The following is a 13,903-nucleotide window of genomic DNA, read 5'->3' on the forward strand; positions in this document are numbered from 1 at the left end:
GCGCGATACGGGGGCGAGGGGGCGCAGCCCCCATACGTGGATGGGAACGGGTAGGGGCGGCGGGGGCGAAAAAATCCCCGGTCACCCCCACCGAACCCGCGACAATAGACCCGTGCGGTACAAAATTCTGGGTGTCACCCAGGCCACGGACGACCAGGGCGACCCCCTCCCCCTGACCGGCCCCCGCCTGCGCGCCCTCCTCACGGCCCTGGCCCTGAGAACCCCCCGCCCGGCACCCCCGAAGACCCTCATCGACGAGGTCTGGCCGGACAACCCCCCGAACGACGCCCCCGCCGCCCTCCAGGCCCTCGTAGGCCGCCTGCGCCGAGCCCTGGGCAAGGACGCCATCACCTCGGAGCCGGGCGGCTACCGCCTCGACGCCACCCCCGGCGACGTGGACCTGTTCGTCTTCGAGCGCCTGGTGAGAGAAGGCAGGGCCCGCCTGGACACGGACCCGGCCACCGCCGCCCGGATCCTCCGCGAGGCCCTGGACCTGTGGCGGGGCCCGGCCCTGGCCGACCTCCCCGACCGCCTCGCGGCGGCGACCCGCCCGGAGTCCCTCCGTCAGGAGGCGACACGCGCGCGCGTGGAGGCGGACCTGCGCAACGGCCACGCCCACGACGCCGTACCGGAGCTGCGGGCCCTCACCGAGACCCACCCGTACGACGAGTCGCTGCACGCCCTGCTCGTACGGGCCCTGCGCGACATGGGCCGTCCGGCGGACGCCCTGGCCGCGTACGAACGGGCCCGCCGGGCCCTCGCCGACGGCCTGGGCACGGACCCGAGCCCGGAACTACGCGCCCTGCACGCACAACTGCTGACTCCGGAACAACTGCTGACTCCGGAGCGCCAGAACCCGAACCCGAACCCGACCCCGGATTCGGACTTGGGCTCGGCCCCAGGCCCGTACACGTCCGTCACCACCGCACAACCCGAGCATGAACCCGACCGCGAGCCCGACCCCAAACCCGAGCCGAGCGGCAACATCCGCCCCCGCCTCAACTCCTTCGTAGGCCGGGAACCCGAACTGGACGCGATCCGTTCCGAACTGCACCGGGCCCGTCTCGTCACCCTCACCGGACCGGGCGGCTCCGGAAAGACCCGCCTCGCGGAGGAGGCCGCCTCCGGACACCCGCAGGCATGGCTGGCCGAGCTCGCCCCGCTCGACCGGCCGGAAGCGGTGCCGGGTGCGGTCGTCAGCGCCCTCGGCCTGCGGGAGACCGCGCTGATGACCCACGAGATGGGGAGTCAGCAGCACGACCCGGTCGCCCTGCTCGTCGAGTACTGCGCCCCGCGCAGCCAACTCCTGATCCTCGACAACTGCGAACACGTCATCGACGCGGCGGCCGAGCTAGCCGAGACGCTCCTGACCCGCTGCCCGGGGCTCACGATCCTCGCCACCAGCCGTGAACCCCTGGGCGTGCCCGGCGAGTCCGTGCGCCCGGTCGAGCCCCTCCTGCCCGAACCGGCACACCGACTCTTCAGGGAGCGCGCGGCGGCGGCCAACCCCGAGGGCGATGTCACCGACGACGACGCCGTGGACGAGATCTGCCGCCGCCTCGACGGCCTGCCCCTGGCCATCGAGCTGGCCGCCGCCCGGCTGCGGATGCTCGCTCCGCGCCAGATCGCCGACCGCCTCGACGACCGCTTCCGGCTCCTCACCTCGGGCAGCCGTACGGTCCTGCCCCGCCAGCAGACCCTGCGCGCGGTCGTCGACTGGTCGTGGGACCTGCTCGACGAGCCCGAGCGGACCGTCCTGCGCGAGGTGTCCGTATTCGCGGGCGGCTGGGACCTGGAGGCCGCGGAGGCCGTGTGCAGCGGGCCCGTGGCCGAGCTGGTCGGCGCGCTCGTCGACAAGTCCCTGATCGTCGCGACGCCCGGCCGCCGGGGCGGCGGTATGCGCTACCGCATGCTGGAGACGATCCACGAGTACGCGGTGGAACGCGTCGCCGAAACCCCCGAACTGCGTGCCGCGGCCGAGCGCCGGCATCGCGCGTGGGCCCGCGCGCTGGTCGAACAGGCGGATCCCCTCCTGCGGTCCGCCGACCAGCTCCGCTGGATCGAACGCCTGGAGAGCGACCTCGACAACATCCGCGCGGCCCTGCACCGCAGTGTTCTCGCCGCGGACGAGCCGGAGGCCGCGGCGCTGGTCCTCTCCATGGGCTGGTTCTGGTGGCTGCGCAACTTCCGCCGGGAGGGCGCGACCTGGACCAACCGAGTCCTGCTCCTGGGAGCGGCACTCGACGCACGCGCGGGAGCGGGCGCGAGGGCGCAAGCGGCGACGGAGGCGCAAACGGGGACGGGAGCGCACTCGGCGACGAAGACGCACCCGGCGACGAAGGCCCAAGCAAGCGCGCAGACAAGGGCCCTCGACACAACCGACATCGCCGAGGCCCGGCTGGACACCGTCGACCCCTTGGCGATCTGTCTCGACACGACCGACCCCCTGGGAGCCAGCCTCGGCCTCGTCATCGACCCCGTCGGGGCCTTCCTCGCCGATCCCGAGGGCGAGAGCGGCCACCCCCTGCACCGGATCCGTATCAAGCTGCGGGTGCTGCAGATCTTCCTGGCGTCGGAACTGGGGAAGGTACCGCTGACGGGCGAGCGGACCGTGGAGTACGTCGCACGACTGCGGAGCACGCTCGCGCGCGGCGGCCCGGACGCGGCGAGCTTCCCCGGCATCCTCTGGCCGCTGATCGGGTTCCTGATCGGCAACACCGACGGCGTACGCGAGACGATGGAGGCATCCCTCGCCAACTGCCGTGCGCATGGCGGCGAATGGGAGATCGGCGTCGCCCTGCTGTTCTCCGTGCACGTGGCCGTCGACATGCCCGGCGGCATGGAGTACGTCGACGCGTACATCAAGGAGCTGCGGGCCGTCTCCCTGCGCGTCGGCGACCGCTGGATGCGGGCCCAGGTGTGCGGCGCGGGCGGCGAGGCCGCCATGGCGCGCAGCCGGTTCGACGAGGCGAAGGGGGAGTTCGAGGAGGCGTTGCGGCTCGCCCACGAGGTGAGGGCGTACGCGGAGAAGCCGTTTCTCATCGCCCGGCTCGGCGAACTCGCCTACCGCGAGGGCGACCGGGCGGCGGCTCTCCGCGCCCTGGACGAGGCGTCGGCCGCGGCCGACCGGTACGCGGTGCCGGACTCACGGGCGTTCGTCCTCCTCGTACGGGCCCAGATGGCTGTCGACGACCGGGAGTTCGGCCGGGCGCGCGAGCTCTGCGAGGCGGCCCGCCAGGAGACGACCCGGGGGACACCGCCGCCCCAGTTCCTCGCCGCGCTGAACGGCATCGACGGGCTTCTCACGGCGGTCGAGTCGGGCCCCGGGCAGGGGCTGCGCCGGCTGGCCGACGCCCTGCGGGAGGCCGTGGCGGGGAGATGCGCGGAGGTGGTCCTCGCCTCCCTGGCCGAGCAGGCGGCGGGCGTGCTGTCCGGCATCGGCGAGCACGCGCGCGTGGTGCGCGTGCTCACGGCCGCCTCCCGCTGGCGGGAAGGCCACCCGCGCCCGCTGCCCCAGCGGGTGGAGCTCGAACGCGTCGAGGCCGCGGCCCTGACCGCACTCGGCCGCCGGGCCTACGACACCGAGCGCGCCACCGGTGCCGCACTCACCCGGGACGGCGTCCTGACGGAAATGGCCGAGGCGTCAGCGGCACCGAAAGCGTGAGTCGGCCCAGTCCGCCAGGGCCGCCGCGCCGAAGCCGGAACGCGGTTCGACGACCAGGCGGATCGTTTTCCTGCCCGTCAGATCGACGTGCACGGGCACCGCGCTCTGGCCTCCGCGGACCAGCCCCGACCGCCACCTCAGCACGCCGTCCGCGAACACGGAGAACCGCACCTCACCGAGGCCCATCGTCAGGTCGTCCACGCCGGCCATCGCGTCGTACGAGGAACACGCGCGGTTGAGATCGATCGTGACCGACGAGGCGCCGTGCACGGTGACACCGTTCGCATACCGCTTGCCGCCGATGGACATGCCGTACCGCTGCCAGACCCAGCTGCTCTCGCCGAGCCGCATCTCGGGCTCGGTGCCGTCCCCGGTGATGCCGTACTTCAGCTCGTTCCACTGGAAGTCCTCGGGCGCCGGTGGTGGCGGCGGAGGGGGAGCGGGCGCGGGGGGCGGCGTGGGCTCCGGCGCGGGCGCCGGAGTGGCTGTCGGCTTCGGCTTCGGCTCCGGTTTCGGGGTGGGGTCGGGCGCGGGCGTACGGGTCGGTGCCGAGGTCGGCCTCGGTTTCGGCGCCGCCGCGGCCACCACGGATTCGGGTTCGGCCCGCGGCGGTCGCGAGGGCCGGGACGGTGACGGCGAGGGGGACGGCACGTTCGGTTCGACGACCGGGTCGGGCGGACGCGGTGCGGCCTCGTCCTTCTTCACCGCCGTGTCGTCGCCCGCGAGCGCGAACACCACCGTGGCGACGGCCGCCGCGACGACACCCGCGACGATCCCGGCCTTCGCGGGCGTGCCGAGCCCTTCCGCCGCGGCCCCGCCCCCGGCGCCCCCCGAGCCTCCACCGGCCGCGGACGCGGCTCCCGCTGCCCCGGCCGCGCCCACCCCGCTCCCGCCCGCGATGAGGGCGGCCGCCTTCGCGTACCCGGCGGCGCCGAACCAGCCGATGACGGCGACCGGCACGACCGCGGGAATCCCGTTCGCCACGTCCTTGATCTGACCGGCGGCGAGCCGGCACTTGGCGCACTCCTCCAGGTGTTTGCGCAACCCGCGCTCGGCGCGCGTGCGCAGTCCGCCCCGCGCGTACGCGCCGAGCCGGTCGGCGTAGCGCGCACACTCCTCGTCCGCGGTGAGCGTGGCACTCACATGGGCCTGCAGATAGGCCTGCTTGAGGCCTTCACGGGCCCGACTGGCCAGTACACGCGTGCCGTTGGCGTCCAGCCCGAAGAGCGTCGCGACCTCGCTGGGCGACTCGTCCTCGACCTCGGTGTGCCACAGCACGGCCTGCCAGCGCTCCGGCAGCGACCGGAACGCCTGCATGGCCATGGACTGCTCGGCCTCGTGCATGGCCCGTACGTCGGCGCCCAGTTCGTGCCCCGCGCCGAAGGAACCGGCGGGCACGGTGTCGTCCGACAGCTCGGAGCCGCCCGCGGCCTGGGCCGCGAACACCGCGAAGTCGTCGACCAGGTGCTCCCGCCGCGCCGACTTGGTCCAGCCCGCCGCGACGCGTCGCACGGTCGTCAGCAGATAGGCGCGTACGGAGTGCTCGGGGCCGCTGCCGCCGCGGACGGCCTGGAGCATGCGGGCGAAGACCTCGGCGGTGAGGTCGTCCGCGGTGTGGACGTCGCGGCAGCAGGTGCGCGCGTACCGGCGGACGGCGTCCGCGTGCCGCCGGTACAGCTCCTCGTAGGCCGTGTCGTCGCCCGACCGCATCCACGCGATCAACTCGGCGTCGGCGGGCGGCACTTCGACGGCCTCGAACGGAGGCGGCAACACCCCGCCGTCGTCACGCCCCTCGCGCCGCTCACGCTGCGGCGGAACAACGGCTTCCGACAGGGCGCTCCTGGGCGGCTCGTCCTGATCGTCAACGCTCATCGCGGAAAGCCCCCGCCTGCACACTCGGACCCGGACACCGGGAAAGAGTGCCACAAGCACCCACCGCTGTTACCCACAGGAAAGCATCAACCACTCATCCGTATGGATCACCCGAACGAGCCTTGACGAACCAATAAACCCCGCCCCAGAGGGGCGCGGGGAACGGCGCGCCCAGCCTTCACGGCCTGCACTGGACGATCCGCCCCAACCCTCACCCACCCAGGGGCGCGGGGAACGGCGCACTCACCCCCCACGAACCCGCACCCCGCCGGAGGCAACCGCGCGCGGATGGTCACCCACCCGCGCCCAGTCACCACACCTCCAAGCGGAGCGCATACGCGCATACGCGCATACGCGCAAACGGGACTACGCCGGTCGAGACCGAAGCCCCTCCAGCAAGATGTCCAGCAACCGCGCAGACGCCGCAGCCTGCTGCGCGGCATCCGGCAGGGAAGGCGCCGCCGTGGCTATCACCAGCAACACGTCCGACACCGTCACATCCGCCCGCAGCTCACCCGCCCCGCGCGCCCGGTCCACGAGCCGTCCCACGACCTCGAGCAGCTGGGCCGCCCCGGCGTCGTCCTCGTCCGGCTCCCCGAGGGAAGCCGGACGCTGCTCCACGAGCCGCAGGTCGGGCCCGCCGGCCTGGGACCGCTGCTGCGGCACCCGCGCCCCGTCACGCGCCGCCGACGCTCCGTCGAGCACCGAGGTCCCGTCGAGGACCGAACCGTCCTCGCCGACCCCCACCCGCAGCACCTGCGGCGGCAGCAGCCGCCCGGCGCCCGAGGCGACCGATGTCCGCAGGAAGCGCGAGAGCGCCGACCACGGCTCGTCCTCCTGTCCGAGCGCGGAGCGCGCCTGATCGGTCAGCCGGGAGGTCTCCTCCTCGGCGATGCGCCGGACCAGGACGTCCTTGCTCGGGAAGCGCCGGTAGACCGTGCCGACACCGACCCGCGCGCGCCGTGCCACGTCCTCCATGGGAGCGCCGTACCCCAGCTCCCCGAAGACCTCACGTGCCGCGCGCAGTACGTGCTCCAGATTGCGCTGTGCGTCCACCCGCAGTGGCGTGGTGCGCGATACGTCCCCCGCGCGTCCGTTCCCCGCCGCCGCCCCGGTAGCGCCGCCCGTTGGAAGGGCGGACGCGGATGTCCAATGGGTTTCCTGAATATGCATGTGTGTTCCCCCGGTAATGACGTCTCCCCCCGGAGACTCTCCCCGCCATCGACAGACCGGAGTCAGCGGAACAACCTTCGCCGTAGGACCCCGCCGTACGGACCCGTCGAGCGCATCCCCCTACACCCCGATGACACACGAACATAGTTGAGGCGGAGTCAATTCAGAAGGGGGAGGTTCCGCACGGAGCGCCCCCCGATCGGAGTACGGGCCGGTTACGTCCCGGTTGCGCCCCCTAATGCCACCCCGCTCACACCTGCTGACCTGCGAACCTTCCGCACGCTCCGGCGGATCGGCCCGCTCCGCGCGTCTTCGGCGGCCGGTCACACAAATTGACGGGCCTGTGGACAAACGCCGGTAGCCGGTGCGTCATGGGTGAGTGAAGGAACGTGCGCGCATTCTCGTTGTCGGCGGCGGCTACGTCGGGATGTACACCGCCCTGCGTCTCCAGAAGAAGCTCAGACAGGAGCTGAGGCGGGGGGACGTGGAGATCACCGTGGTCACTCCCGACCCGTACATGACCTACCAGCCCTTCCTGCCGGAGGCCGCCGCGGGCTCCATCTCGCCGCGCCATGTCGTCGTACCCCTGCGCCGCGTCCTCGACCGGTGCCGCGTCGTCATCGGCGAGGCCACGTCGATCGACCACGCCAAGCGCACCGCGACCGTCGCGACCCTCGCCACCGAGGAGGAGGGCACGGGCCCCGACCAGCTCTCGTACGACGAACTGGTGCTGGCCCCCGGCTCCGTGTCGCGCACCCTGCCGATCCCCGGCCTCGCCGAGTTCGCCATCGGCTTCAAGACCGTCGAGGAGGCCATCGGCCTGCGCAACCACGTCATCGAGCAGATGGACATCGCCTCCTCCACCCGCGACCCCGCGATCCGCGACGCCGCCCTGACCTTCGTCTTCGTAGGGGGCGGTTACGCCGGGGTGGAGGCGCTCGGCGAGCTGGAGGACATGGCCCGGTACGCCTCCCGCTACTACCACAACGTCAAGGCCGACGACATGAAGTGGATCCTCGTCGAGGCCTCGGACCGCATCCTCCCCGAGGTCGGCGAGGAGATGGGCAAGTACACCGTCACGCAGCTGCGCCGCCGCAACATCGACGTGCGCCTCAGGACCCGGCTCGACTCGTGCACCGACCGAGTCGCCGTCCTCAGCGACGGGGCCCGCTTCCCGACCCGTACGGTCGTGTGGACCGCGGGCGTGAAACCCCATCCGATCCTCGCGGCCACCGATCTGCCGCTGAACGAACGCGGCCGGCTGAAGTGCACCGCGCAGCTGACCGTGGACGGCACCACGCACGCGTGGGCCGCGGGTGACGCCGCCGCCGTGCCCGACGTGACCGCGCCGAAGCCCGGCTCCGAGACGGCCCCCAACGCGCAACACGCCGTGCGCCAGGCCAAGGTCCTCGGCGACAACATCGCCCGCTCCCTGCGCGGCGAGTCCCTGGAGACGTACTCCCACACGTACGTGGGCTCGGTCGCCTCCCTGGGACTGCACAAGGGTGTCGCACACGTCTACGGGCGCAAGCTGAAGGGATACCCTGCCTGGTTCATGCACCGCGTCTACCACCTGAGCCGGGTGCCCACCTTCAACCGAAAAGCCCGCGTGCTCGCCGAATGGACCCTGTCGGGCCTCTTCAAGAGAGAGATCGTCTCGCTCGGTTCGCTCGAACACCCCCGCGCCGAGTTCGAACTCGCGGCCGGTGGAAAGCCTCCCCAGGACCACCCGAAGGGGTCGTCCTGACCGGAGTCAGGAACTCCGCCCGCGGGAACGCCGTCTGACGGATGTCGGTCCCGTCGGACACACTGGTCCATCACGACCATGGGCGGGCCGACCGCTCGCCCTTCGATCCCACGAGGCCTGTCCCACAGTGAACTTCACGCGCTGGAGCGCTCGGCTCCCCGGAACGCAGCGTCGCGCGGCGGCGCGGGCCGACGGACTGCCCACGGCACTCACCTCGGAGAGCTCCGTGCCCGCGGCACGCGCCGAGCGCCCGACCGCCGAGGGGACCTCTGTCGCGCTCGCCCCCGCCGTGGACGAGCTGCCGGTCCGTGAGGTCCTGGACCGCATCCCGGCCCTCGTCGCGCTCGTGCACGGGCCGGAGCACCGCCTGGCGTACGTGAACGACGCCTATGTGACGGCCTTCGGGGTCCGCCCGCCCGGCGAACCCGCGCGCGAGGCGCTGCCCGAGCTGGCCGAGATCGGGCTGATGCCGCTCCTCGACCAGGTCCTGCGCAGCTCCAAGCCGCGTACGGTCAAGTCCCGCAAGGTCCCCGGCGGCCGCTCGTACACGTTCACGTGCACCCCCGTCGAGGTCTCGGCCACCCCCGAAGGGGGCGGCGTACTGATCTTCGCCGCGGACGTCACCGACCACGCCGAGGCCGCCGAGCGGCTGCGGGCCAGCGAGCGCCGGCAGCGCGAGACCGCCGTCACCCTCCAGCGCTCCCTGCTCCCCCAGGAACTGGAGGAGCCGGACGACCTGCGCGTCGCCGCGACCTACCACCCCGGCGGCACGGAGGCCGCGGTCGGCGGCGACTGGTACGACGTGATCACCCTCGGCGGCGGCCGCACCGCACTCGTCATCGGCGACGTGATGGGCCGCGGGATCCGCGCGGCGGCCGTCATGGGCCAGCTCCGCACGGCGGTCCGCGCGTACGCACGCCTGGACCTGCCCCCGCACGAGGTGCTCCAGCTCCTCGACGGCCTCGCCATGGAGATCGACGCCAACCAGATCGCCACCTGCGTGTACGCGGTCCACGACCCGAACGAGGGACGGCTGGTGTACGCGTCGGCCGGCCACCTCCCGATCCTCGTACGCGACGAGAGCGGCACCGTCCACCGCGCCGACGAGCCCACCGGACCCCCGCTCGGCACGGGCGGCTGGATGCACGCCTCCGGCTCGGTTCCGCTGGGCCCCGGCTCGACCGCCGTCCTCTACACCGACGGCCTGGTCGAGCGCCGGGACGCCGACCTCGACGAGGGGATCGCCTCCCTGGAGGGCGCACTCGCCGGTGCCACGGGCACCCCCCAGGTGGTCTGCGACCGGCTGGTCCGCTCGATGGGTGTGACGGCCGAGCACGACGACGACGTGGCCGTCCTGGTCCTCCAGCACCCGGCGCGTACGGGCCCCGACGGCGACCTCTTCCGCAACGCGGCCCTGGAACTGCTCGGGGGCACGGAAGCGGCCCCACGCGCGCGTGCCTTCGCTTCCGGTGTCCTCACCAGCTGGCGCTTCGCACCCGACCTGCACGACCTCGGCGTCCTGGCCGCAAGCGAGCTGGTCGCCAACTCCCTCCAGCACGGCACCCCGCCGATGCGTCTGAGACTCCGCCGTACCGACCGCCGGCTGATCGTGGAGGTCACCGACGGCGACGACCACCTGCCGCGCCGCCGTCGCGCCGAACCGGCCGACGAGTCAGGCCGCGGCATCGCGATCATCGCCACCATCGCCTCGAACTGGGGCTCCCGCCGCGCCCCGGGGGGCGGCAAAGCGGTGTGGTGCGAGTTCGCACTCCCGCGCACCACCTGACCCAGCAGCCGCGCGGCATCTGGTCAGCCCCGTCCCGCGGTGCTAGTAGCTCACCATGACCAGCTCACCGCAGGCAGACCGGACGGGCTTTCACCTCAAGGGCAGCGCTCCCGAGCGCTACGAGCAGTACAGCGCACCGATCATGGCGCCGTTCGTGGCGGCGCTGCTGGACGCCGTGGACCTGTGCCCCGGCCACCAGGTCCTCGACCTCGCCGCCGGAACCGGCTTCGTGGCCCGGGCGGCCGCCGCCCGGGTCGGCCCCACCGGCCATGTCGTGGCCGCCGACTCCAACGGGGGGATGCTGAAGGTGGCCGCCGCGAACGCACCCCGTATCTACCCGGACATCGAGTTCACGGTGGCCCCCGCCGACAGCCTCCCCCAGCCGGACGACACCTTCGACGCCGTCCTCTGCCAGCAGGGTGTCCAGTTCTTCCCCGGCCTGGGCGCGGCCCTCGCCGAGGTGTCCAGGGTCCTGCGCCCCGGCGGCCGGCTGGCCGCCACGGCCTGGGCCGCCTGGGACCGCTCGCCGTACTTCGCCGCCCAGCGCCGGATGCTCGCCGAGCACGGCGGCCCGACGGCCGAGGCGTACTTCGCCGCCGCGTTCTCCTGTCCCGCCGAACGCCTCACCGCCGCACTCACCGACGCGGGCTTCCACGAGGTGGCCGCCCGGGACGTCACCTTCGCCGTCACCCTGCCCCCGCTCGCCGACTTCGCCCGCGGCCACCTGTCGGCCGTGCCCTGGGGACAGGCGGTCGAGGACGCCGGCGGACCCGACGGCCTCACCCGGGCCGCCGAGGCGGTCACGACAGCCCTGTCCGGCCACACGAACCCCGACGGGACGGCGACGGTCCCCTTCACCTCCACCCTGGTGACGGCGATCCGCTGAATCCTTTCCCCGGGCCGGGGACACACAGGACGGCCGCCACCACATCAGTGGTGACGGCCGTCGTACGTCTGTGCCCCTGGCCCGATCAGGCCGCGGTCTGCACCGACTCCGCCGAGGCCCCGCCCCGCACCACGACCCGGCTCTTCGCCAGCGAGGGCTGGTTCTGCACAGGAGTGAGCTGCCGCCCCAGCCGCACCGCCAAAAACGTGATCCCCAACGAGAACAGCAGGAACGTCACGATGTACGGAGCGTGCAGCGAGGCACCCATCGGGCCGCCCACCGCCGGACCGACCGCGAGAGCGAGCTGCTTGACCAGCGCGAAGGCGGAGTTGTACTGCCCCGCCATACCGCTCGGCGCGAGATCCGCGACCAGCGGCGCCACGGTCGGCGACAGCATCGCCTCCCCCAGCCCGAACAGCGCGTACGTCGACACGAACGCGGCCGTAGCCATGGCCTGGCTGCCGTGCCCGAGCCCCGCGTACCCGGCGATGACCCAGGCCAGGGCCCAGATCAGCCCCACCGCGCCGATGACCCGCGACCGCTTCCGACGCTCGACGAACTTCAGCACGGCGAACTGCGCGACGACGATCATCGCCGTGTTCGCGGCCAGCGCCGTGCCGAGCGCGGAGGTGGAGATACCGGCCGCCTCGACGCCGTACGCGCTCAGCCCCGACTCGAACTGCCCGTAGCAGGCGAAGAACAGTACGAAGCCCACCACGAGCAGCTGCACCATGGCCCGGTTGCGGAGCAGCTGCTTCCAGCTGCCACCGGCCTGCCCCGGCGCACCCTCGACCTTGGGCGCCCGCGGCATCCGTACGGTCGCCATGACGACCACGAGCAGCAGGAACATCGCCGCCTCGATCGCGAACAGCAGCGTGAAGGAGCTCGCCCGGGAGGCATCGACGAGGTGACCGCCGATGAGCCCGCCGACCCCGAGACCGAGGTTCTGCAGGAAGAACTGGGTGGCGAAGGCGCGCGAGCGGGTCTCGGCGGTCGAAACGTCGACGATCATCGTCGCCAGCGCGGGCTGCATCACGGCCTGCCCGGCACCGAGCGCGGCGGCCGACATCAGTACGGTCGCGGAGCTGCTCGCCAGTCCCAGGCTCAGCGAGCCGACGGCAGCGGTGACCAGGGCGAGGAGCAGCACGGGCATCGGCCCCCGCCGGACGATGGCCCGCCCGGCGAACGGCAGCACCACGAGCGCGGCCACGGCGAAGACGGCGAGCACGAGACCCGCCGTCATGGCACCGAGATCCCGCACCTGCGCCACGTAGACGTACAGATACGGGACGGTAAAACCGAGGCCGAACGCGCTGAGTGCGTTGCCCACATGGATCCGGCGCATCTCCGCGCCCATCGCCCTGGTCACTTTCACCTGCCTTGATCAAGAAGTCCTACGCCCGCCTCAGGAGTTAGGAGTGAAGACTTCGAAGCTAAAGTTAGAAGCTAAACAATACATCCTGAAGGACTTCAACGCCAAGCGGGCGCGTGCCATACTTCGGCCATGGGTGACACCCCCGCCGCGAACGAGCCGACGCTGGACGAGCAGATCGCCGCCTACCAGCGCGAGTTCCAGGACCTCGACCCGCAGGTCGAGAAGATCGTCTCGGCGCTCGGCCGCCTCAACCGCCGTATGAACGTCGCGTACGGCCGCCAGACCGCCGCCCTCGGCATCAGCAACGCCGAGTGGGAGGTCCTCAAGGCGCTCGTCCTGTCGGGAGCGCCTTACTGCCTGGGCCCCAGCGACCTGGCGAAGAGGCTCGGCCTCACCCCGGCGGCCATGACCCACCGGATCGACCGCATGGTGGCGGAAGGACTCGTCACCAGGGAGCGCGACGAGTCCAACCGGGTCCGCGTGATCGTGGAGCTCACGAACGAGGGCCGCGACAAGTGGCTGGAAGCCATGCGCCTGGCCACCGTCTTCGAGGAGGACCTGCTCCAGGACCTCTCCCAGCAGGAGCGCGGTGCGCTGGAAGACGTGCTGACCCGGCTGCTGCGACGCGTGGAGGACGCGCAGCCGGACGCCGGCGGCCGGCTCACCGACCTCGACTGAGGCCTGTACGACCCGAGTTGGGGTTTGACGGCGAGGTGGCCGGGGCAGACTTGACACTCACCCCGTGGATCCGTAAGGTTCTTCGAGTTGCCACGGAGCCGTAACGGTTCTGCGACAGCACCTCCGCCGCAGATGCGGCACACCAAACCACCAGCACGATCTCCCAACGGGATTGAATTTCGGCGTGCCCGAATTCATTTCGATTTGGGGCCGGCAGCTCCGATTAGGAACTGCCGAGAGGATCCGCTAAAGTTTTGGACGTCGGAACGGCCCAACAGCCGCAAAGACAGCCCCGGTTGACTGGGAGTCAGGCCCGAAAGGATCTGATAGAGTCAACATCGCCGGAAAGGGAAACGCGAAAGCGAAAACCTGGAAAGCGCCGAGGAAATCGGAACCGGAAACGGTCTGATAGAGTCGGAAACGCAAGACAGCAAGACCGAAGGGAAGCGCCCGGAGGAAAGCCCGAGAGGGTGAGTACAAAGGAAGCGTCCGTTCCTTGAGAACTCAACAGCGTGCCAAAAATCAACGCCAGATATGTTGATACCCTGTCCACCACATCGTGGTGGGTGGAGGTTCCTTTGAAAAAGTCCTACCGGGCTAAATACCTGGTAGGCGCATCAGCGAGGACGCTGTGAACGGCCTTCCTTATTCCGGTTGGCCGTTCCGCTCACCTGATGTTGTCCCGATTACGGGAAAACATTCACGGAGAGTTTGATCCTGGC

Annotated in this window: 8 protein-coding genes; 5 read left to right on the plus strand and 3 right to left on the minus strand. The window is 71.7% G+C overall.

Annotated elements, in window-relative coordinates:
- Positions 1-112: 112 nt before the first annotated feature.
- Positions 113-3,664 carry an AfsR/SARP family transcriptional regulator gene (locus tag IE278_RS30090; RefSeq protein ID WP_246570828.1) on the plus strand — a complete coding sequence of 1,184 codons (3,552 nt, stop codon included), beginning with the start codon at positions 113-115 and terminating at the stop codon, positions 3,662-3,664.
- On the opposite strand, the gene IE278_RS30095 is transcribed toward IE278_RS30090, so the two are convergent.
- On the minus strand, positions 3,644-5,536 hold the full coding sequence (locus tag IE278_RS30095) for a sigma-70 family RNA polymerase sigma factor (protein ID WP_189776436.1): 1,893 nt from the start codon (positions 5,534-5,536) through the stop codon (positions 3,644-3,646). The two genes, IE278_RS30090 and IE278_RS30095, sit on opposite strands and share 21 nt — an antisense overlap.
- Positions 5,537-5,902: 366 nt before the next feature.
- Complete coding sequence (locus IE278_RS30100) at positions 5,903-6,709, minus strand: TetR/AcrR family transcriptional regulator (protein WP_189776437.1); 807 nt, start codon at positions 6,707-6,709, stop codon at positions 5,903-5,905.
- A gap of 379 nt (positions 6,710-7,088) precedes the next feature.
- Here IE278_RS30100 and IE278_RS30105 point away from each other — a divergent pair, with 379 nt between their 5' ends.
- From IE278_RS30105 to IE278_RS30115, 3 genes are all read left to right on the plus strand, one after another.
- Entirely contained in the window at positions 7,089-8,456 is a 1,368-nt protein-coding gene (locus tag IE278_RS30105) for an NAD(P)/FAD-dependent oxidoreductase (RefSeq protein ID WP_189776439.1), read from the plus strand.
- A gap of 127 nt (positions 8,457-8,583) precedes the next feature.
- Positions 8,584-10,242: an ATP-binding SpoIIE family protein phosphatase gene (locus IE278_RS30110; protein WP_189776441.1), complete on the plus strand. Its 1,659-nt coding sequence runs from the start codon at positions 8,584-8,586 to the stop codon at positions 10,240-10,242.
- A gap of 55 nt (positions 10,243-10,297) precedes the next feature.
- Positions 10,298-11,128 carry a class I SAM-dependent methyltransferase gene (locus tag IE278_RS30115; protein WP_246570830.1) on the plus strand — a complete coding sequence of 277 codons (831 nt, stop codon included), beginning with the start codon at positions 10,298-10,300 and terminating at the stop codon, positions 11,126-11,128.
- 85 nt (positions 11,129-11,213) lie between these two features.
- Here the strand turns inward: IE278_RS30115 and IE278_RS30120 are convergent, their stop codons facing one another.
- Positions 11,214-12,485: an MFS transporter gene (locus IE278_RS30120; protein ID WP_189776471.1), complete on the minus strand. Its 1,272-nt coding sequence runs from the start codon at positions 12,483-12,485 to the stop codon at positions 11,214-11,216.
- A gap of 147 nt (positions 12,486-12,632) precedes the next feature.
- Between IE278_RS30120 and IE278_RS30125 the strand changes: the two genes are divergently transcribed.
- Positions 12,633-13,181, plus strand: coding sequence for a MarR family winged helix-turn-helix transcriptional regulator (locus tag IE278_RS30125; protein ID WP_189776443.1), 549 nt, complete (start codon positions 12,633-12,635; stop codon positions 13,179-13,181).
- Positions 13,182-13,903 lie beyond the last annotated feature (722 nt).

The sequence above is a fragment of the Streptomyces tauricus genome (assembly GCF_014650955.1).
Lineage (GTDB): Bacteria > Actinomycetota > Actinomycetes > Streptomycetales > Streptomycetaceae > Streptomyces > Streptomyces tauricus.

Coding starts and splice junctions, on each gene's coding strand:
- IE278_RS30125 (WP_189776443.1), top strand. CDS start 12,633: ATGGGTGACACCCCCGCCGCGAACGAGCCGACGCTGGACGAGCAGATC.
- IE278_RS30120 (WP_189776471.1), bottom strand. CDS start 12,485: ATGGGCGCGGAGATGCGCCGGATCCATGTGGGCAACGCACTCAGCGCG.
- IE278_RS30095 (WP_189776436.1), bottom strand. CDS start 5,536: ATGAGCGTTGACGATCAGGACGAGCCGCCCAGGAGCGCCCTGTCGGAA.
- IE278_RS30100 (WP_189776437.1), bottom strand. CDS start 6,709: ATGCATATTCAGGAAACCCATTGGACATCCGCGTCCGCCCTTCCAACG.
- IE278_RS30115 (WP_246570830.1), top strand. CDS start 10,298: ATGACCAGCTCACCGCAGGCAGACCGGACGGGCTTTCACCTCAAGGGC.